The organism is Flavobacterium sp. LC2016-12 (genome assembly GCF_015351595.1).
GTDB lineage: Bacteria > Bacteroidota > Bacteroidia > Flavobacteriales > Flavobacteriaceae > Flavobacterium.
Genome location: NZ_JADKPT010000003.1, coordinates 300,715 through 320,554 on the forward strand (window position 1 = coordinate 300,715; position 19,840 = coordinate 320,554).

Genomic DNA, 19,840 nt, shown 5'->3' on the forward strand with positions numbered 1-19,840 from the left:
ATAATTATGAAATCGTCAGACTGAATGTTATAAAAATTTTCCTCTTTTTCAATTTTATATTTGTTGTATTAGCCAGTATTACAATTCGGTAAATTATTTTAAGCTGTATTTCTATATAGTTTGGGGTTATTCACTCATTTTCTAACGCTTCAATTCTAACTTATGTCACTTTCCAAATACAACAAAAAAAGAGATTTTAAGCAAACACAAGAACCAAAAGGTAAAGTTGAAAAATCTGCCAATAAATTGATTTTTGTGGTGCAAAAACATGCCGCTTCGCATTTGCATTATGACTTTAGACTTGAAATGGATGGTGTTCTTAAAAGTTGGGCAGTTCCAAAAGGACCTTCAATGGATCCTGATGTGAAGCGACTTGCTATGATGGTTGAAGATCATCCTTATAGTTATAAAGATTTTGAAGGAACTATTCCGGCTGGAAATTATGGTGCCGGAAATGTTATTGTTTGGGATAATGGAACTTATATTCCTTCAGAGAAAACAGCATCGCCTGAACGAACCTTGTTGGCAAATTTAAAAAAAGGGCGTTTGAGTTTTGTTCTGAATGGTAAAAAACTCAAAGGTGAATTCTCTTTAGTTAAATTAAATGGAAAACAGGAAAATGCCTGGTTACTGATTAAAAAAAATGATAAATATGTGAATGATACCGACATATTAGAAAAAGATAAATCAGTAATTTCCAAAAGGACTTTAGCTGATTTGGGTGAAAAAACAAAAGAAGTAGCAACTTCTAAAGAAGAAAATCAAACCCAACAAACAATTAAAAAGACGGACAAACCTGCCGAATTCATTAAACCGATGTTGGCCACAATCACCGATAAGGCATTTGATGATGAAGACTGGATTTTCGAAAACAAATACGACGGTTACAGAACTATCGCGGTCATTAACCCAAATGAAGATGTTGAATTATACAGCAGAAACGAAATTTCTTTCAATACCAATTTTAAACCTATTGCTGAAGAATTAAAAAAAATCGATCATGCAGTTGTATTAGATGGTGAGGTTGTAGTAGAAGATGAACAAGGCAAAGCCAGTTTTCAATTGCTTCAGAATTATCTTAAAACAGGTTTTGGAAATTTAAAATATTATGTATTCGATCTGTTGAATTTAGATGGAAACCTGGTTACTAAACTATCCACTCTGGATCGAAAAGAGCTTTTAAAAATTCTATTCAACAAATATAAATTCAACAATATATTCTATGCCGATCATTCTGTTGGAGACGGAATAAAACAGTTTGAACTTGCTACAAAAAATAAAGAAGAAGGGATTGTGGCCAAAAAAGCTGACAGTATTTATTTATCAGACAAACGCTCACATGACTGGCTAAAAATTAAAACCGCCAATCAGGAGGAAGTAATTATTATTGGAATAACTGAACCTAAGAATTCCAGAAAGCATTTTGGTGCTATTTTAATGGCACAGTATTACGGAAAAAGACTTCAGTATATTGGAAAATGCGGTACCGGTTTTACAGAACAAATATTAGAAGAATTGTATACTAAATTACAGCCGTATTTTATTGCCGACTCTCCTTTAACTGAAAAAACAGGTCTTCGAGATACAATTCAGTGGGTAAAACCAAAGTTGGTCTGCCAGATCAAATTCTCTGAATGGACAGCTGATAAACGCCTGAGACATCCCGTTTATCTCGGTTTGAGAATAGACAAAAAACCAAATGAAGTTTTTCTGCCAACTGATACTAAAAATAAAACGGAATTAAAAAAAGAAGAAAAAATGACTGATACTACTCAAAAAAACAAAACAGAAAATGATTATGATTTGAAAGTGGGAAAAACGGTTCTTCATTTGACTAATCAAAATAAAATATATTTTCCGGATGACAAAATTACCAAAGGTGACATTGTTCAGTATTACAATGAAGTAGCTGACTTTATACTTCCCTATCTTAAAAATCGTCCGCAATCGATGAACCGTTTCCCAAACGGAATAGCCGGTACCAGTTTTTACCAAAAAGAAGTGGACGTCGAAAAAAGTCCGTCCTGGCTGAAAACAAAAAAAATTTTCTCAGAATCGAATGATGCTGATGTAAACTATTTGATTTGCAACAATAAAGAAACCTTACTTTATATGGCAAATTTGGGTTGTATTGAAATCAATCCGTGGAATTCTACCATACAGCATATAGAAAATCCGGATTGGCTGGTTATCGATATAGATCCTGATAACCAAGATTTTACCGAAGTTGTAAAGACAGCTTTAACCGTAAAAGAAGTCATGGATGAACTGGAAACCGAATGTTTATGCAAAACTTCAGGAGCTACCGGATTACATGTTTATATTCCGTTAGGGGCTCAATATGACTATGATTCGACTAAAATCTTAGCTGAATTAATAGCCAAAGAAGTACAATCACGCTTACCGGATACCACAACTTTGGAAAGAAGCATCAAAAAAAGAGATCGCAAAATTTATATCGACTTTTTACAAAACAGACATGGGCAAACATTGGCAGCACCGTATTCCGTTCGCCCTAAACCGGGTGCGACAGTTTCTACACCTTTAGAATGGAGTGAAGTAAACGATGATTTGCATCCGTCTCAATTTACTATCAAAAATGTTTTGAGTCGTTTTGAGAAAAAAGGTGATTTATGGAAACCCGTTTTAGAAAAAGGAGCCAACGTCAAAAAAATCATCAAAAAAATTGAAGATCGCCACAGAAGTTAAGATGATTTTTTCTTTTTAGTTTCCAGACTGGCTTTTAGCATTTCCATAAGATCATCTGTCTGTTTGTGGACCACTTTAAGTTCTGTCGGTTTTTTAGGCGCTTTTCCTTTGGCTTTCTTTTTAATGATATCTAAAAGTTTGGCGGTATATTCATCTTTAAAACTGCTGATATCAAATTTCTCGGTTAGCTGATCAATTAATTTTTCAGCCATATCCATTTCTTTTGCACTTGTAGATTTAGCGACTGGCGGAAGTTTTAATTCGGATGGATCCCTAACTTCCTGTTCAAAACGGATTCGGTTTAAAACAATTACATCTTTATAGGGTTTTAAAATCGCCAGGCTTTCTTTATTTCGCAGCACAAAACTCGTTACGCCCACTTTTCCGGACGCCGCCAGCGCATCACGAAGCAAAGCATAGGCTTTCATTGCGCCTTTATCTGGTTCCAAAAAATAAGGCTGTTCGTAGTAAATACTATCAATTTCTTTTTCAGCGACAAAACTTTGAATATCAATCGTTTTGGTTTTTATCGCATCGGCAGCCTGAAAATCCTCTTCCTCCAGAATTACATATTTGTCTTCGATTTTATAACCTTTTATGATGTTTCCGTAAGCTACTTCTTTTCCTGTATTTTCATTAAATCTTTTAAATATAATGTTTGAAAGGTCTTTTGCATCGAGCATATCCAAATCAAGACTACTCTCCTGCACTGCCGAAAATAACTTAATCGGAATATTAATTAAACCAAAACTGATTGAACCTGTCCATATTGACCTCATGATTTCTTTGTTTTAAATTGACCTTAAATTTAAGGCAGAGTCGTGATTTTCTATTATATGATATTGGGAATGTTTTATAAAATAATGCGTTGAAATAGGTTTTTACATTTTGGTTGTTGCGTAATTTATATAATTTGGATAAAAGAAATTGCTATATTTGGTAATGAATAATGTGTGATTAAAACTACACATATCTACCTTGATTTGGGTAGCTTTGTGTGATTATGTCACACATATAAATAAGTTATGCGATATTTTGGCCAAAAAAGGAAGAATCGAATAATTCAATTAAACATATTATACTTTATAAATTTTAAAAAATGAGTGAAATAATAATTGGAAGTCTTTATCATCAAATTTTAGATAATCTTTTAAAAGAAATAGATTTGTCTATACTTCCTTTATATGGAGAAAATGAAATTTATAGAATGAATTCGGATAGATATGGTAAAGTAAAAATAAAATTAGATATTGAAAAAGATACTGAAAAAATAGAATATGCCCGTAGCATAAATAACAAATGTGTAAATCCCACGAATTTTTACACATATGAATGGGAAGTTAAGGAAGAAAAACTTCCGAAATATTTTGAAGAGTATATTAAACCCGAAATATTACGATTTATTGAAATTTTGTCCACATTTAACAATGATAAAGCTATTGTTTTAAAATTTTCCGTTGTTGATGGAGAATATAAAAATTCAGAAAGACCCGCACATCATCTTGCTACAAAATATGCTTTAATTGAATTATTTAGACAAGTATAAAAAAACATCGCATAACACACACTACAAGCAATTTGGGCATTTGGCTTAATTGAAAGATTGGTTTGTATTTGAAAGATTTGGCAAATCCGAAAGATAACGCTGATTTAACCCCAAACTGCTTGTAGCGCGGGAACGTTGTAGCCAATTTTAAAGAACCGAAGAAGAAATCAATGACATTACAGAAAATTAAAAACGCATTTAACCAATATTTTAAAATTTGGTGGATTCCTATTCTAAGCTACTTAATTCCCTTTGGAATATATTTAATTGGCGATGGTTTTAAAAGTGATGCAATAATAGATTTTTCTTTAGTAATATTTTTTATCAATATTTTAGGCAATATAACTTCATCAATTGTTCAGATTGTTATTAAAAAATGGTTTTACTTAATTCCTCAAATCGGAATTTCTTTTTTCCTTTTTTTCTATGTCTCTATTTTTTTTACTTTTTCCCCTCCGGATTATTATGGAGCAAACAAAACTATACCGAAGGGCATTGAAATATACAAACCGATAGAAAACGAACCAACTAAAACGGAATTTGAAAAATATGATTTGATTTTATCATCAGGTGGGCAACCTGGAATTTACAACTATTATACAAACAAAAAACCAACTGAATCAGGTAATTTCTATATTAAAGCTTTCGAAATAACATCAAATGATAAATTATCGGAAGACAGAATGAAGATACGCTCAAAAGTTAAAGTAGAAAATTTTGAAACTACAATTTATTCAGGGGAGTTTACAATTTATGAAGGCCCTTGGGGAGATAAATATGGTGCAAGAATTGAATTATGGTTTGAACCTTCAAATGGGAATAAGGATTATAAAATTGCCGAAAGAAATTACATTGTTGAAGGTTGGATGAGATAAAAAAACTGGCTACAACACACGCTACAAGCAATTTGGGCATTTGGCTTAATGGGAAAATTGGTTTGTATTTGGAAGATTTGGCAAATCCGAAAGATAATGCTGATTTACTCCCAAACTGCTTGTAGCGAGAGAACGTTATATGATAGTTATCGCCGAAAATACGCTAACGAAAATCATAAGAAAATCACGCATTTAGTTGCGCATAAAAATTGAAAAGAGAAATTCTGAAATTCGAGTTTTTAAAAAGTTGATGTTTAATAGCGAAAACTTGAAAACAGGAATATGAAAAGCAGAAACTTGAAAATTGGGTGAAATTAGACCGAAATAGCAAAAAAATGAAAACAATTAATTTAGAATTTTCACTTAAAGCAATTTGGATTGTATTTATTCTAATTACTATTTATATTTTTAGTTGGATAACATTTCTCAATTTCACATTTGGAAATATTGTAACGACTAAATACACAATATGGAATCTTATCATTCCAAATATTTTCACACTCGGAATATTAATTATTTATACAAAAGAAATATTAATGGGATATAATCCTAAATCCAAAAGCCGAAATTTAAAGTCATTTGTTTTCTTTACTATACTAATATTAATTTTGACTTTAATACAAATTCCACAATTCGAAATAATATTTGATGAAAATAATTCAAAATATTGGCAAATAGTTTTGTCTCTAATAATTGTCTTAACTTCATATTTTGGAATTATTTTAAATAGAGTTTTAAAAATTAAAGGATTGAAAAATTAGCTGTTAAAATCGTACTTTCGACAAAAATAACCATCATATAACAGCCGTTACACAAGATTTGGGCATTATGCTGAATTTAAAAATAGTCTTCTATTTGGAAGATTTGGCAAATCCGAAGAAAGGTCTTAATTTAACCCCAAACCTCGTGTAGCGTCAGAACGTTAGCAGTAATAAAACCAGAACTTGTGTCCTAAAAAGGCTTATTAAAAGTAAAATATTGATTATGAAGGAAAATGAATTTGATTTCCTAAAAGGGAATAAAGGAAGTAATGGCGAAATCACTCCTTTCTTTATTAGAAAAATTGAATTAACTAATGAAGTAACCGGAAATGAAAAATTTCTACAATGCTTAAATTTATGTTTGACTCAAGATTTATCCAATAATGATTCTCAAATTTCTATTGAATTCTATAACATCAATAATAAAGATATTCTTAACCTCGGTTTACCACAACTAACAGGACTTCAAATCGACAATATCGCGAATAGACAAATGGAAAATTGCAATTTTCACGTTTTTGATTATGAAGACGGAGAATATGATTTCTATTGCGAAAAAATAAATATCAAATAATATCACTTTACTACTGCTAACAGGTGCTACAACGGATTTGGGCATTTGGCTTAATGGAAAGATAGTTTCGTATTTGGGATGTTTTGGCTAATCCGAAAATAGAGCTCAATTTAGTCCCAAACCCGCTGTAGTACCAGAACGTTGGCGGTTATTTCACAACGGAAGCAAGATAATGGAAGAAAACGAAGATAAAAAGGAAATATATTTTAAACGTGTTTATGACAATATCAAAAATATTGGTTATCATACAACCGCAATAATGGAAGAAGAAAACTTCACTCCTTTTGCGTACTCGACGGGCATATTTGAAAACTTTAAAATACCTGAATTATTCATTTCAGGACTTGGGCCAAATCTATCAGGTGAACTAATTAAAAACTATGTCGAAAAATTTAAATTTGGAAAAGTTCCTTTAAATGAAAGACTTGATAATTTAAACGAAAAGTTTCCAGTTTACTTAATAAAAGTTGGTAATGAAGACTTGACCGAATATACTCTAACTTCAATTAAATTTTATGAAAAGCGTAATTATGAATATTTGCAACTCGTTTTTCCAGATTTAAATGGAAATTTTCCGAATGAAAGTAACTATGATTACGACCAAAAAATAATTGGAGAATTCAACGCTTAAATAAAGAAACAACCGCCAACACACGCTACAAGCAATTTGGGCATTAGGCTTAATGGAAAAATTGGTTTGTATTTGGAAGATTTGGCAAATCCGAAGAATGGGCTTAATTTAGTCCCAAACTGCGTGTAGCGGGGGAACGTTAGCGGATATTTTGAGAAAAAATCGTAAATAAGAGATAATCAATTATATAATGAAAATAAATATATTAATAAGGATTTCTATTTTTGCGTTTATGTTTATAAGTTTAATTGGTTGCAAACAACTAAATAATGAACCAAATCTGGAAAAAGCAATTTCCGATTTAATGGATAATTTTCCGCAATTCAGAAAAGGTAAATCAAAGCAAATAGAATATTATAAACTCGTTAGAAGTGTTACTTATGGAGAAAATGAGTTTAAACTTCAACTCCGTTCTGAACCTGATAGTGTGAATGACCCACAAAAAATTTTAGTATTAATTAATTCACGGAATCAATGTTGTGCTATTCCTTTTTTATCAAATACATACAGAGATTATTGGGGTTTTAAAAACGAAAAAACAATTTCAAATGTAAAAAAGACTAAAACTAATTTCAATCAAGAATTTAGTCAGGCTTTGAATACATTAAAATTAAATGACACATTAGGAACAGGTCGTAAAGTAATTTCTGAAATGATGTTTTCTTTATTAAATTGTAAAATTGTAACAGAAAAAGATAGTACAGAAGTACTGAATGGTTATTCAAATGAAAATCACAACCTTGAAAATGAATTGTTTGACCCTTTAACAAGAATAAGATTTAGAAAAAATTATCAAGAATTATCAAAGGATTGGCATAAATATGAATGTTGTCCAGATTATAATTCTTACTATGACACCAAAAATTATAGAATTTATCAAATTATAAATAACGAAGGCTTCTATAATAAACCATTAAAATTAGTAATAAAATGTTATAGACAAAATGCTGTTTTTAACCATATCTCACTATAAAAATAAAAAAACATCCGCTAACACACGCTACAAGCAATTTGGGTTTTAGGCTTAATTTGAAGTTGGTTGTGTGTCAGAAATATTTGGCAAAACCGAAAGTTTAGGCTAATTTAGTCCCAAACTGCTTGTGGCGCGAGAACGTTGGCGGTAATTATAAAGACGATAAACAAGACAACAATGAGTATTCTAAAGAACATTTTCGGGCTGAAGAAATCCAAAGAAAACGAATTCCCGGAAAGAATAATAATTACCAATGAGAATATTGACAGTTGGCCAAAGTTTGACCAGTTATATAAAAATGGAAAAATTAAGGAAGACTCAAAAGGCAGACTTCGGTATTTACACGGTGCGCCTGTTGGTGAATTACTGTTGGTAAGAATTGACAAGAACGGTAAACCCCTTTATAAAGAATCTGCGTCCGAATGGTTTGACCCAGAAAGCAAAAAAGCAATAGAATTTATTTGGACTTAAACTAACAAAATCGAGATAATGCCATTTACATTTTCACATCCAGCAATAATTTTACCATTGACATATTTGCCCCGCAAATGGTTCTCTTTGACTGGGCTTGTAATCGGAAGTTTGACACCTGACTTTGAATATTTTTTAAGAATGAGAGTTAAGAGTAATTACAGTCACACTTTAGAAGGTATAATTTGGTTTGACTTGCCATTAGGTTTAGTACTTGCTTTTACTTTTCACAATATAGTTCGCAACAGTTTATTTGAAAACTTGCCGACTTTTTTAAAGTCAAAACTTTCCACATTTAAACAATTTAATTGGAATCGCTTCTTCTACAAAAATTGGTTGGTAGTGGTAATTTCAATTTTAATTGGTACAGCTTCACATCTATTTTGGGACAGCTTTACACATAACCACGGCTACTTCGTTGAAGCCATTCCGAGCTTGATAAACACTATTGACATTTTTGGAGGACAAATCCCGATATTTAAAATTTTACAACATTCTAGTACATTAATTGGTGGTCTTATAATTGCTCTTTCATTTTATAAACTACCTACAGAAAACAATGTAAATAAAAAAATTAACTTGAAATACTGGGCAATTTTTACAGGTCTAACTTTGACAATTATTTCAATCAGAATTTTAAATGGACTTGAAATTAAACAATATGGAAATCTAATCGTTACAGCAATTTCGGCTGGAATAATTTCATTAATTTTAACTCCATTGGAAACAAGAATAACTGGCGGTAACACTTGCTACAAGTGATTTGGGCAATTGGCTTAATGGAAAAATGGTTTTGTATTTGGGAATTTTGTGACAACCGAAAGATAAATCTTAACTTAGCCCCAAACCACTTGTAGCAAGGGAACGTTGTGTGCTATTTATCAGAAAACAGAGAAATAAAAATGAAATTTATGTTTCCAATAAAGTTCGAAAAACAAAGACGGTTAATATTATTATTTTCACTTTTAATTATGACTGCTTGTCAGAAAGTAAAAAATGAGGATTCTCAAAGAATTATCTCTGATAATTATTCAATAATTGTCCCCTCAGATTTTGAAAGAACAAACAACCTTAACGGATTATCAAAAGTCCAATTTCAAATTAAAGAAGAAGATTTATATTTTATTGTATTAGAAGAACCTAAAAAAGGATTTGAAAATGCAATTAGATTAAAATTACACAATTCAACTGCAGATTTAACCGGATATTTTAAAGTAGTTACAAATCATTTTAAAGAAATAACTAAAAATTTTGAGTTGAATGACTTTGGAAGAACAAAGATAGATTACTGTAATGCCTATCTTTTTTCAATGTCAGGAATAGAACTTGAAAACAATAAAAGTGTGTTTTATAGATTTGGAATAATTGAAGATAATGAGAACTATTATCAAATAATGTCTTGGACAAACATAAAGAACAAACAAAAACTAATAGGAAAAATGGATAAAATAATTCATTCATTTGAACTGAGGTAAAAATAAACAGCACAAAACAGCCACTACAACGGATTTAGGCATTTGGCTTAATGGAAAAATGATTTTGTATTTGGGAAGATTTGGCAAATCCGAAAACAAGGCTTAATTTAGTCCCAAACCCGCTGTAGTGCCAAAACGTTGTGCGTCATTTTAACGGAAAAACGAAATATCTTTGGAAAAAAAAATATTTGAAACTGAAAGAATTCCATTTAAAGAAAGATGCAAAAAAGATATTAAAATTAAATTTTTTGTCTTTTTAATTTTTGCATCAATCCCAATATTTTCTTGTAGTGAATTTAATATTATTTCAATATTATTTATTCTCTTTTTTTTATTTGTCTTCTTATTTATAACTTATGATGAATCAAAAGAATTTGTATATAAAATTGAATTTGAAAATGAAAACATAAATATTTTTGGTAGCAATTTTGATAATGATTGGATTGAAAAATTTGAAATTAAGAAAGTAAACATCCAAATTAGAAATCGTGTATCAAAAACGGGAAGTGTAATTGGATATAAGATAGTATTCAAAAGCGCTAAGAAAAAAATCACATTAAACAGATTATATAACTGGAATAATTTTGCTTTACACCAGATATTCACAGAGTTTAAAAAATTGAAAGGGGAAAAAATAATAATTGATGAGAAGTCATTAATCGATGGAATAAAGAAAAAAGCAGAAGATGAAGGCGAGTGGAAATACTAACCAAAAAACGACGCACAACGCACGCTACAAGCAATTTGGGTATTAGGCTTAATTTGAAGTTGGTTTTGTATTTGGAAGATTTGGCAAATCCGAAGAATGGCCTTAATTTACTCCCAAACTGCTTGTAGCGCGAGAACGTTGTGCAACATTATAAAAAGCCGAATAGAACTCTATGAAAAGCATTCTACCATTTCTTATTATTTTGATTTTTACTTCTTGTAGAAAAGAAAATACTGTTAGCAAAGAAATTGTAATCCCGAAAAGCAATAACAGTGTAGTAAAGAAGGACAATTTGAAAGTTATTGATACAACTATAATTTTGTCAAACATTCCAAACTCAAATGACAATTGTATTAGCATAACCGAATTAGAGGTCGAAAAATATCTCTATAAATATTTTAAATCTCAAGGAGCGCTCCCAAGAAATGAAATTAAAGATTATTCAAATGAGAATATGTGTATTGATTATGACACAATTTATAATCTAAAATCAAACAAAACTTGTAGTGCAATTGTAAGATATTGGTTAAAGCCTGTAGATTTAAACGGTACTTGTGTTCAACCAAGTTTGGCAATAATTTCAAAAACTAAACAAGGTCTAATATTAACGAACAAAGAATTTGTAAATTCAGATTTTGGAATTGACAGTATTGCAGAAAATCTTATAGTTTATGCTTATAAATATAACTGTTCAGAACACAAAGTTTTGAAAAACTATAAATTGAAACTTGGAATAAAATAACGTTGCATAACAGCCACAACGGATTTGGGCATTGGCTTATTGGAAAGATGGTTTTGTATCTGGGAAGATTTGGCGAATGTGAAAGATTACGCATTTTAATCCCAAACTGCTTGTAGCGCGAGAACGTTAGTGGCAATTTTACCGCCTGAAACTTCACAATTAATAAAATGGAAATAAAAAAGGGACTATTTGACTTTCTAAAGAAAAGAAAAACAGAAATTAAAGAAAATAAATTTCTATCTAATCAATTTCAAAATGAAATTTGTGCTTTGACATTATGGAAATTTGAAGAAAATAATTTAAACTCTATTGCTGCAATTTAAATACGTTTTTATCATTACTTTAATATCTTTGGTCAAAATCTGAAACATGCGAAAACTATTACTTTCACTGTTGTTGCTTCCTGCTTTATTTCAAGCGCAAAATGCAGCTAGTGCCGATCCGGGATTTATTCCTGCTACGGTTTGGAATAATTATGAAAAACAGGTCAACGATATGGCGCTTCAGTCCGACGGCAAAATTGTCATTGAGGCTACCCAATACGATTACGATACGGGATGGACGCGAACCATAGAACGACTCAATGCAGATGGTTCAAGTGATGCTGCTTTTAAGGTATTGACCGATAATACGGCAAATGGGCATAAATGTCCGATAGTGATACAGTCCGATGGCAAAATTATATTGGGCTCCCAATTTACCGTAGCAGGTGTAATCAAACCTATGATTCGGCTGAACACCGACGGTACTATTGATACAACCTTCGACACGCCCGCTTTGCCAACATCTTCTTATATCTACTGTTTGACCTTGTTGCCAGACGGGAAGCTACTGGTTGGAAATGACTCTTCTAAAAAACTGCTTCGCCTGACCACCGATGGTGCTGTAGATACCACTTTTTATGATGAACATCCCGAAATAGAGCAGTGTACTGCCATATTGGTATTGCCAGATGGCAAGTTGATTGTAGCCGGCTCAATGTCAGACCCAGGAGGGGCGGTTACGTACTACCATGTTGAAAAACTAAATGCCGACGGCACAATAGATCCAACATTTGATATCAGCACCAGTTTTATAGGTCAGAATGGTTATACGTCTTCATTGGCATTACAGCCTGACGGAAAAATACTGGTGGGCGGAAGGTTCGATACTTGCGACGGCAACAATTCTAAGAGCTTAGCACGGCTGCACCCCGACGGAAGTTATGACAACACATTTACATCTCCAATATATGACACAGAACCTGTGGTAAATGACATTTTGGTGCGACCTAACGGCAATATCCTGATTGGAGGTAATTTTAGCGCGAGTAGTATTTATGGTATTGCTATGCTGTTACCAAATGGTTCAGTAACTTATTCTTTTTCGCCATCGACGACTGGTACTAGCGTTAGGATTACAGAATACTCGGAGGTGCGCAGGGTCGTGCAGCAACCTGACGGTATGATCTTGCACTGTGGTGATTATGGAAATATTGGAGGTCAGTCTGATAGGACTAACATGATTCGCTTGCTCGGTACTGATAGCTACCTTGTAAACGGCTATACCCGACTTGACATGCAAAATAATGGGTGTACCGATACCGATCCCGGATTTACGTATCTTAAGTACAAACTGGTGAACGGTACGAACCAAAGTTTTTATTATTCCAGTTCCAATGGTTACCATGGCGTAATGCTCAAAAATGGCACAAGTGTTATCACGCCTATACTTGACAATCCGACCTGGTTCAGCGTTTCGCCATCAAGTATCAGTTTGAATATGCCATCGGCAACGAATTATGCAAACCAGAATTTCTGTGTGACCGCAGTCGGAATCCACCATGATTTGTCGGTTGTAATAGTGCCAATTGACAGAGCGAGACCAGGTTTTGACGCCTATTATAAAGTTTTGGTTAGGAACAACGGCAATCAAACAGCAACGGGTACTGTACGATTTACGTACGATGCCGCTACGGCGGAATACCTCCAAAGTACCCCTTCGGCCGCAAGCGCAGGTTTTGGCTCGGTGACATGGAATGTTGAGGGTTTATTGCCGTTATCTCAAGTTGAATATATTGTAAAACTGAACTTGAACACCCCTGCCGATACGCCACCACTGAATGGCAATGATGTATTGACATTTACAGCAGTGGCAACCATTGCTCAAGACGAAGTTGCGACGAATAATGAAGCGACATTGGAGCAAACGGTAGTAAATTCGTTTGATCCTAATGATAAGATTTGCCTCGGAGGCGACTATGTGCGCTTGGAACAAGTAGGTGATTATATGTATTACCGAATCCGATTCGAGAATTTGGGTACGGCATCGGCGCAAAACATTAAGGTGACCGATATAATTGATACCACTAAATTTGATATCGCTAGTTTGAGTCCGGTAGACGGTAGCCATCCTTTTACTACCCGCGTGATACAAGATAATCAGGTCGAGTTTATGTTCAACAACATACAGCTTGGGTTTGCTGATGATAATAATGATGGCTATTTGGTTTTTAAAATTCGTTCATTGAATTCGCTTGCAGAAGGTGCTGTGCTAGAGAATACAGCTTCGATTTATTTTGACTACAATCTCCCTATTGTGACGAATACTTCGGTCGTGACGGTGCAGACGTCTTTGCATACTATATCATTTGAAACCATTGAATTGATGCTTTATCCTGTTCCTGCGGGCGATATGGTATTCATCAGTATTCCCAGACAAGTTAATGTTCAGTCGGTAACAGTGTATAATCTTTTAGGGCAGTTGGTACTTGAAAATGTAACACCCGGACCCCAAGGTGATGTCAATGTTACAACACTTGCTAATGGAAGCTATGTAATGCGGGTGAGGACGGAACTGGGCGATGGCGTGATGCGATTTGTTAAAAAGTAGGTGCTGGGCGTAGTTGGTGGTCCCTAAGGGATGACAACGAGATGACAATAGGATCTTTGCAAGGGGTTATGTAAGCTAACTGCTTGTCGCTAAAACGTCAAAAAGTCCAAATCAGGATTAATGATTTTTCTTAAGGCGATCTTTAATTCCCTCCTCCAGCTTTTTATTTTCATTTGCCTCTCAATGGCTAGGGTTGGGATTCATCAGAACTGTTAAGTGAGAATGTTTTTTATCACAAACAACTCTCGTTTTTAAACATTCGGTATATTTAGATGGTTCAGTGAGAAAAATTGCGCCACTGACGAGAAACAGCGAACCTTTAGTGGCTATTTTACCAGAACGAAAATAACGCTGATTTAGTCCCAAACTGCTTGTAGCGCGAGAACGTTGGGCACAATGCACCAAAACAAGTTAAATACAAATTAATGAGATATTTTCTAATACTTCTTTTTTTAATGACTTCATGTCGAGAATCTTCTAATTCAAAAATGGAAAACTTGAAATCTTTGCCAAACAGAGATTATGAAGTTGCTTTAAAATTCATAAATGATTATAACAAAGAGTTTCTCAATCCACATTCAGAAGGCTTGGAGTGGCTTTCGAAAAATAAAACAATCACACCAAACTTATTGCAACGATACAAACAAATGTTAGATTCGGCAGAAAGTGCTGACCCAGAATTAGGATTGGATTTTGATCCAATTGTTAATGCTCAAGATTCTGATGAACAAGGTTATGAAATAAAGAAAATAGATTCTATACTTGGTTATGTAACGGTAAGTGGAAAATCCGCTCCTAATTTTGAAATAGTACTAAAAGTAATAGAAAAAAATGGTGTTACTTTAGTTGATGGTTCAGGAGTAATCAATATTCCAAAATCTAAACGACCTAAATATTAAAGCACTGTGCATAACAGCCACAAAGGATTTGGGCATTGGGCTTAATGGAAAGATGATTTTATATTTGGAAGTTTTGGCATAACCGAAAGATTACGCATTTTTAATCCCAAACTCGCTTTAGTGCCAGAACGTTATAGGCAATTCTATCGCAAAACTCAAATAATTTAATTCAAACATGAAATCAAGTTATAAACTTTTTCTCTTTTTATTATTCTGTATGATAGCGGGATGTCATTATCATAAAGTAAATATGACAATCCGAAATGAAACAGATAAAAAAATTGGTTATTCTACTTTTGCTTTAACCGATGAAAATAAATTATATGATATCTCATCGGGCGGTGATATTGATCCTAATGGTTATGATTCTCCTTTTGTTAGAGGAAGTTCAGATGGAATCAAAACAGATATAAATAGTTATCCAGATAAATCAATTTATTTTGTATTTTTTAATTGTGAAGATAGAGAATTTGTAAATAAAAATATAGATTCTATGTTCAAAATGGGAAAACTAAAATTAATGAAATTTTCGAAAACAGAACTAGATAGTTTGGATTGGAAAATTGTATATACTGGAAAATAAAGAACTGCCTATAACACTTGCTACAAGCAATTTGGGCATTTGGCTTAATTTAAAAATGGTTTTGCATTTGGGATGTTTAGGCAAATCCGAAGATAAGGCTTAATTTAACCCCAAACCTCTTGTGGCAAGGGAACGTTACCGGTCAGGCTGAAAAAAAACAACAATGAATAAACAGAAAATCATAATAAATGGGGACAATTTTTCAGACTTGCAAAGTTTCTATGATGAAATTGACCGAGTATTGACTAAAGACCTCGATTGGCAAACAGGACATAATTTAGACGCATTTAATGATTTGCTTCGTGGTGGATTTGGAGTTTATGAGTATAGAGAACCAATTAAATTGATTTGGAAAAATATTTCAAAAAACAAAAAAGACTTAGGACTTGATGCAACAAAAAAATGGTATGATGAAAGAATCATTTTTTTTAAAGATGATAAGGAGAGTCTTCAATATTATGCAAACAAACTAAAAGAATTAAATGAAAGTAATGGACAAACTCTTTTTGACATTATTCTTGAAATTATATCAGAACACGAACATATTGAATTTGAAATGCAATACTAACGTATAAACAATGTATAAAAACACCCTTGCTTAAAATTGAATGGACAGCCAAATGATAAAAGCCCGAACCGCTAACAGCCAATACAACGGATTTGGACAATTGGCTCAATAGAAAGTTGTTTTTGTATTTGGGATGTTTTGGCAAATCAGAAGATAAGACTTAATTTAATCCCAAACTGCTTGTAGTACCAGAACGTTAGGCGTCATTTTAGCGGAACGAAACAAAATGAATAGAATTAAGAAAATAAGAGGTCACAAAAAAATTCAGAAAAGAATTCAGAATTGGATTGAGCAAAACAGAATTATAAACATTGGCGACTTTTTAGCCAATAAATATTGTTATACTCATATTTCATTTGAACCCTATTTTAATATTTCAATTAATAATAGCAATATAGCAGAACCGAAAACAAAAACAAGAAAGCAAATTGTATTAGGTTTACAGGAAATATATAATAATTGGAAAATTGAACTTGATAAATTGAATCAACCATATTTTCTAAAAATTTATTTATTTGAACCTCGAATCTCAAAATCACAAGTAATTTGTGCAATTGGTAAAGAAAAAATTGAATATTACGAAAATTTTTATCAAATTACAGATAATAAAAGTGATTTAAATTTTCAAAAAATATTAAGCCCTGGTTTTAAATGGAGAACTCATTCTGACGATGACATGTATAGTGAACAAGAATTACTTACTCCAGAAAGTTATTATCATAAAGAAGATGACTACAATTATTGCAAAAGACTATTAAAAAAATTGCAAAAGAAAAATTATACCAAAATCAAGACAGAAGACGAATATGGAGAAGATTATCTTTATTATGTACCAAAAGGGAAAGTCCTTATTGGTGGGAAATAAAAAAATGAATACTTAACAGCTACAACGTATTTGGGCATTTGGTAATGGAAAGTTAGTTTTGTATTTGAATCCAGTTAGCTATCGGGATTGGCAAGCTGAAGAAGCGGCTTAATTTAGTCCCAAAACCACTGTTGTAACAGAATATTGTATGCAATTATGAAAAGACTTTTCTATTTTTTAGCAACACTCATTCTATTTTTGTCATGTACTGATAAAAATTTGATTACACCAGAAATTGAATCCGATACTGCTAAATCAAATCAAAAGAAAGAGGAAGTAAAACCGATAATTGATACCATATTAAATGAAGGTAGCGTAATCATTTACGGAGATACAACTATTCAAAAAGATAAAATTAAAGAAGTTCTAATAAAATTTGAACCATATATAACTTTTGATGATTTTAAAGTTAGCATCGAAAATGTCAAAGCTAAACTTGACTTAAATTCTCACAAATTAGGAAGGCAATTCAGAACTGCAATTAGAGAAAATTATAATGATTCAGAAAATCTTTTTGCAGGACATTACACTTTTGCTACTTGGGGTTGTGGAAGTCCTTGTCAGATGAACGTACTAATCGACAGAAGAACTGGAAAAATATATGATGCTCCAGATTCATCAGTTGGCTCAGAATTTAAAAAAGACAGTAGAATGTTAATTATAAATCCACCCGAAGAAACAAATTATTTTTACAATAATTGCGCATACTGTAAACCGGAAATATATATTTTAAATGAAATAACAAAAAAGTTTGAAAAGAAAGAGCCTTTTAAAAAATAACTGCATATAACAACTACTAAAACGAATTTGGACAATAGCCTTTCCCGAAGTATCGGTAGGAAAGTTGATTTTGTCTTTGGTATGATTTGCTTCCTCTGTCCGGTATCGGAGTGGCAAATCGAAAGAATAGGCTTAATATAGCACCAAACCCAATTTTGCCCCAAAACCTTAGTTGTCAAGCTAAAACAAAACTCTATAAAAACTTAAAATGGAACAAACTTTATTTCCGACTTTAAATACTGAAAGACTTTTACTTCGACAAATAAAGCAAGAAGATATTCAAATTATTTACAGCGGACTTTCAAATCCTGAAGTAATAAAATATTACGGAATTAGTTTTGATAGCTTGAAAGCTACCCAAGAGCAAATGATTTGGTTTAAAAATTTAGAAGAAACTGAAACAGGAATCTGGTGGGGCATTTGTTCAAAGGATAACAAAATATTTTACGGAGCTGGTGGATTTAATAACTTGAATAAAGAACACAAAAAAGCAGAAATCGGATTTTGGCTTCTTCCTGAATTTTGGAAAAATGGATTTATGCAAGAAGCTTTTCCAATAATTTGCAATTACGGTTTTGAAAAACTCAAACTAAATAGAATTGAAGGCTTCGTGGAAAGCAAAAATAAAAACTGTAAAAAAGCTATTGAAAAAATGAATTTTAAACTCGAAGGAACAATGCGAGAGCGCGAAATTAAAAATGGTGAATATTTAAATGTAGATATTTACTCGAAACTAAAAAATGATTAAAAAGCCCGAACAGCTAACAGCAGTTCATAGTATTTTATACAACGCTAATTTCAAGCTTATACCCTTTTCCGCGTACCACAACAATTTTTATATTGGGATCAAATTCCAGTTTTTTTCTAAGCTTTGATATGAACATATCCAGGCTACGTCCCACAATAACACCTTCATCTTCCCATATCTCTTTTTGAATTCGGCTTTTCTCTACAATCTCGTTGGGAGACAAGGCAAAAATGAGTAGCAAACGGGTTTCAGTTCCGGTTAGATCTATTGTGTTTTCGTTTACAACAAGTTTCTTGTTTATCGTATCAAACAGCCCGGAGCCAATAGTGATTATATCGCTATGTCCATTTTTAGATAAAGATTTTTTCGACTTAAAAGGTTTCAAAAGAATAAATCCTAAAAATCCCAGAAAGGACAGACCTCCCAGAAGATATCCATTTTTAACTATATTTATACCTGTTGGTTTAAATTTAATGCTAATCGTATAACAGGCTTTGGGCTGCTTTCTTCCTGAGCAGGCTACAATATTATCTTTCTTGTTTTTGGATATAGCATATCCATAGGCCACGCTTGAATCACTACAATTCAGAACGTTAACAATATAATTACCTGCAAACGGGGCTTCGTCTAGAAAACGACTGGTCGTACTCATTAAGCTGTCTGGCTGAAAAGTAAAATCACTCTCAAAACGAATCAAATATTCATTTTCTGCAATTTTTTTTACAGGCAGCACTCGTGATATACTATCTCCCGACTGTAGGAGTATTTCATGTCCTATTTTACGGAGTAAAACTTCTCTTCTGGCAAAGTTAAAGTCATCACTATCTTCACTGCTAAAAGCAGCACAGATTAAACAGATAAGTGAGAGGAGTAATAATCCTAACACGTATTTGCGTTTTCCTAAAAGGAGATTTCTGCTATTGAACATAGTTTCAAGTTTTATTTGCAAAGTTTACATTTTTCTGTTATTAAACATAGTGTCAAGTTTTTATTTACAAAGTTTACATTTTTATTTACAATTATAAGCCCATAAGCAGCAAAATAGTAAAGTAATTTTACT

At 32.5% G+C, this 19,840-nt stretch carries 22 protein-coding genes; 20 read left to right on the plus strand and 2 right to left on the minus strand.

Annotation, left to right across the window (positions count from 1 at the left end):
- Nucleotides 1-162: 162 nt before the first annotated feature.
- Nucleotides 163-2,709, plus strand: a complete 2,547-nt coding sequence (ligD, locus tag IRZ99_RS07745) for a DNA ligase D (protein WP_194656723.1) — start codon at nt 163-165, stop codon at nt 2,707-2,709.
- On the opposite strand, the gene IRZ99_RS07750 is transcribed toward ligD, so the two are convergent.
- The gene (locus IRZ99_RS07750) at nt 2,706-3,488 is read right to left on the minus strand and encodes a Ku protein (RefSeq protein ID WP_194656724.1); all 783 of its coding nucleotides are present in this window, start codon (nt 3,486-3,488) and stop codon (nt 2,706-2,708) included. The genes ligD and IRZ99_RS07750 overlap by 4 nt on opposite strands.
- 320 nt (nt 3,489-3,808) lie before the next feature.
- On the opposite strand from IRZ99_RS07750, the gene IRZ99_RS07755 reads away from it, so the two are divergent.
- The 19 genes from IRZ99_RS07755 to IRZ99_RS07845 all read left to right on the plus strand — a co-directional run bounded on the left by IRZ99_RS07755 (nt 3,809) and on the right by IRZ99_RS07845 (nt 18,780).
- Complete coding sequence (locus IRZ99_RS07755) at nt 3,809-4,255, plus strand: hypothetical protein (protein ID WP_194656725.1); 447 nt, start codon at nt 3,809-3,811, stop codon at nt 4,253-4,255.
- 170 nt (nt 4,256-4,425) lie between these two features.
- Nucleotides 4,426-5,130: a hypothetical protein gene (locus IRZ99_RS07760; RefSeq protein ID WP_194656726.1), complete on the plus strand. Its 705-nt coding sequence runs from the start codon at nt 4,426-4,428 to the stop codon at nt 5,128-5,130.
- Between the two features lie 335 nt (nt 5,131-5,465).
- A complete protein-coding gene (locus tag IRZ99_RS07765; protein WP_194656727.1) occupies nt 5,466-5,891 on the plus strand; it encodes a hypothetical protein in 426 nt (141 codons plus the stop codon).
- A 223-nt stretch (nt 5,892-6,114) separates the two neighbouring features.
- Complete coding sequence (locus tag IRZ99_RS07770) at nt 6,115-6,465, plus strand: hypothetical protein (protein WP_194656728.1); 351 nt, start codon at nt 6,115-6,117, stop codon at nt 6,463-6,465.
- A gap of 172 nt (nt 6,466-6,637) precedes the next feature.
- On the plus strand, nt 6,638-7,096 hold the full coding sequence (locus tag IRZ99_RS07775; protein ID WP_194656729.1) for a DUF4262 domain-containing protein: 459 nt from the start codon (nt 6,638-6,640) through the stop codon (nt 7,094-7,096).
- Nucleotides 7,097-7,286: 190 nt separating this feature from the next.
- Nucleotides 7,287-8,069, plus strand: a complete 783-nt coding sequence (locus tag IRZ99_RS07780) for a hypothetical protein (protein WP_194656730.1) — start codon at nt 7,287-7,289, stop codon at nt 8,067-8,069.
- 177 nt (nt 8,070-8,246) lie between these two features.
- Entirely contained in the window at nt 8,247-8,540 is a 294-nt protein-coding gene (locus tag IRZ99_RS07785; RefSeq protein ID WP_194656731.1) for a hypothetical protein, read from the plus strand.
- Nucleotides 8,541-8,558: 18 nt separating this feature from the next.
- Nucleotides 8,559-9,302: a DUF4184 family protein gene (locus tag IRZ99_RS07790; RefSeq protein ID WP_194656732.1), complete on the plus strand. Its 744-nt coding sequence runs from the start codon at nt 8,559-8,561 to the stop codon at nt 9,300-9,302.
- A gap of 149 nt (nt 9,303-9,451) precedes the next feature.
- Entirely contained in the window at nt 9,452-10,015 is a 564-nt protein-coding gene (locus IRZ99_RS07795) for a hypothetical protein (protein ID WP_194656733.1), read from the plus strand.
- Nucleotides 10,016-10,187: 172 nt separating this feature from the next.
- Complete coding sequence (locus IRZ99_RS07800) at nt 10,188-10,724, plus strand: hypothetical protein (protein WP_194656734.1); 537 nt, start codon at nt 10,188-10,190, stop codon at nt 10,722-10,724.
- A 172-nt stretch (nt 10,725-10,896) separates the two neighbouring features.
- On the plus strand, nt 10,897-11,466 hold the full coding sequence (locus tag IRZ99_RS07805; protein WP_194656735.1) for a hypothetical protein: 570 nt from the start codon (nt 10,897-10,899) through the stop codon (nt 11,464-11,466).
- 167 nt (nt 11,467-11,633) lie between these two features.
- Nucleotides 11,634-11,789 (plus strand): hypothetical protein, encoded by a 156-nt coding sequence (locus IRZ99_RS07810; protein WP_194656736.1) that lies wholly within the window; start codon nt 11,634-11,636, stop codon nt 11,787-11,789.
- A 46-nt stretch (nt 11,790-11,835) separates the two neighbouring features.
- Complete coding sequence (locus IRZ99_RS07815; RefSeq protein WP_194656737.1) at nt 11,836-14,337, plus strand: T9SS type A sorting domain-containing protein; 2,502 nt, start codon at nt 11,836-11,838, stop codon at nt 14,335-14,337.
- A 488-nt stretch (nt 14,338-14,825) separates the two neighbouring features.
- The gene (locus IRZ99_RS07820; RefSeq protein WP_194656738.1) at nt 14,826-15,236 is read left to right on the plus strand and encodes a hypothetical protein; all 411 of its coding nucleotides are present in this window, start codon (nt 14,826-14,828) and stop codon (nt 15,234-15,236) included.
- A 175-nt stretch (nt 15,237-15,411) separates the two neighbouring features.
- Entirely contained in the window at nt 15,412-15,819 is a 408-nt protein-coding gene (locus IRZ99_RS07825) for a hypothetical protein (protein ID WP_194656739.1), read from the plus strand.
- Between the two features lie 163 nt (nt 15,820-15,982).
- Nucleotides 15,983-16,387 (plus strand): barstar family protein, encoded by a 405-nt coding sequence (locus tag IRZ99_RS07830; protein WP_194656740.1) that lies wholly within the window; start codon nt 15,983-15,985, stop codon nt 16,385-16,387.
- Between the two features lie 226 nt (nt 16,388-16,613).
- Nucleotides 16,614-17,252 carry a hypothetical protein gene (locus IRZ99_RS07835; RefSeq protein WP_194656741.1) on the plus strand — a complete coding sequence of 213 codons (639 nt, stop codon included), beginning with the start codon at nt 16,614-16,616 and terminating at the stop codon, nt 17,250-17,252.
- 219 nt (nt 17,253-17,471) lie between these two features.
- Entirely contained in the window at nt 17,472-18,032 is a 561-nt protein-coding gene (locus IRZ99_RS07840) for a hypothetical protein (RefSeq protein WP_194656742.1), read from the plus strand.
- A 208-nt stretch (nt 18,033-18,240) separates the two neighbouring features.
- A complete protein-coding gene (locus IRZ99_RS07845; RefSeq protein WP_194656743.1) occupies nt 18,241-18,780 on the plus strand; it encodes a GNAT family N-acetyltransferase in 540 nt (179 codons plus the stop codon).
- A gap of 34 nt (nt 18,781-18,814) precedes the next feature.
- On the opposite strand, the gene IRZ99_RS07850 is transcribed toward IRZ99_RS07845, so the two are convergent.
- On the minus strand, nt 18,815-19,729 hold the full coding sequence (locus IRZ99_RS07850; protein ID WP_228519047.1) for a winged helix-turn-helix domain-containing protein: 915 nt from the start codon (nt 19,727-19,729) through the stop codon (nt 18,815-18,817).
- Between the last annotated feature and the right edge of the window lie 111 nt (nt 19,730-19,840).

Excerpts from the sequence above, each read along its gene's own strand:
- ligD (WP_194656723.1), top strand. The coding sequence starts at position 163 with ATGTCACTTTCCAAATACAACAAAAAAAGAGATTTTAAGCAAACACAA.
- IRZ99_RS07750 (WP_194656724.1), bottom strand. The coding sequence starts at position 3,488 with ATGAGGTCAATATGGACAGGTTCAATCAGTTTTGGTTTAATTAATATT.
- IRZ99_RS07755 (WP_194656725.1), top strand. The coding sequence starts at position 3,809 with ATGAGTGAAATAATAATTGGAAGTCTTTATCATCAAATTTTAGATAAT.
- IRZ99_RS07760 (WP_194656726.1), top strand. The coding sequence starts at position 4,426 with ATGACATTACAGAAAATTAAAAACGCATTTAACCAATATTTTAAAATT.
- IRZ99_RS07765 (WP_194656727.1), top strand. The coding sequence starts at position 5,466 with ATGAAAACAATTAATTTAGAATTTTCACTTAAAGCAATTTGGATTGTA.
- IRZ99_RS07770 (WP_194656728.1), top strand. The coding sequence starts at position 6,115 with ATGAAGGAAAATGAATTTGATTTCCTAAAAGGGAATAAAGGAAGTAAT.
- IRZ99_RS07775 (WP_194656729.1), top strand. The coding sequence starts at position 6,638 with ATGGAAGAAAACGAAGATAAAAAGGAAATATATTTTAAACGTGTTTAT.
- IRZ99_RS07780 (WP_194656730.1), top strand. The coding sequence starts at position 7,287 with ATGAAAATAAATATATTAATAAGGATTTCTATTTTTGCGTTTATGTTT.
- IRZ99_RS07785 (WP_194656731.1), top strand. The coding sequence starts at position 8,247 with ATGAGTATTCTAAAGAACATTTTCGGGCTGAAGAAATCCAAAGAAAAC.
- IRZ99_RS07790 (WP_194656732.1), top strand. The coding sequence starts at position 8,559 with ATGCCATTTACATTTTCACATCCAGCAATAATTTTACCATTGACATAT.
- IRZ99_RS07795 (WP_194656733.1), top strand. The coding sequence starts at position 9,452 with ATGTTTCCAATAAAGTTCGAAAAACAAAGACGGTTAATATTATTATTT.
- IRZ99_RS07805 (WP_194656735.1), top strand. The coding sequence starts at position 10,897 with ATGAAAAGCATTCTACCATTTCTTATTATTTTGATTTTTACTTCTTGT.
- IRZ99_RS07810 (WP_194656736.1), top strand. The coding sequence starts at position 11,634 with ATGGAAATAAAAAAGGGACTATTTGACTTTCTAAAGAAAAGAAAAACA.
- IRZ99_RS07815 (WP_194656737.1), top strand. The coding sequence starts at position 11,836 with ATGCGAAAACTATTACTTTCACTGTTGTTGCTTCCTGCTTTATTTCAA.
- IRZ99_RS07820 (WP_194656738.1), top strand. The coding sequence starts at position 14,826 with ATGGAAAACTTGAAATCTTTGCCAAACAGAGATTATGAAGTTGCTTTA.
- IRZ99_RS07825 (WP_194656739.1), top strand. The coding sequence starts at position 15,412 with ATGAAATCAAGTTATAAACTTTTTCTCTTTTTATTATTCTGTATGATA.
- IRZ99_RS07830 (WP_194656740.1), top strand. The coding sequence starts at position 15,983 with ATGAATAAACAGAAAATCATAATAAATGGGGACAATTTTTCAGACTTG.
- IRZ99_RS07835 (WP_194656741.1), top strand. The coding sequence starts at position 16,614 with ATGAATAGAATTAAGAAAATAAGAGGTCACAAAAAAATTCAGAAAAGA.
- IRZ99_RS07845 (WP_194656743.1), top strand. The coding sequence starts at position 18,241 with ATGGAACAAACTTTATTTCCGACTTTAAATACTGAAAGACTTTTACTT.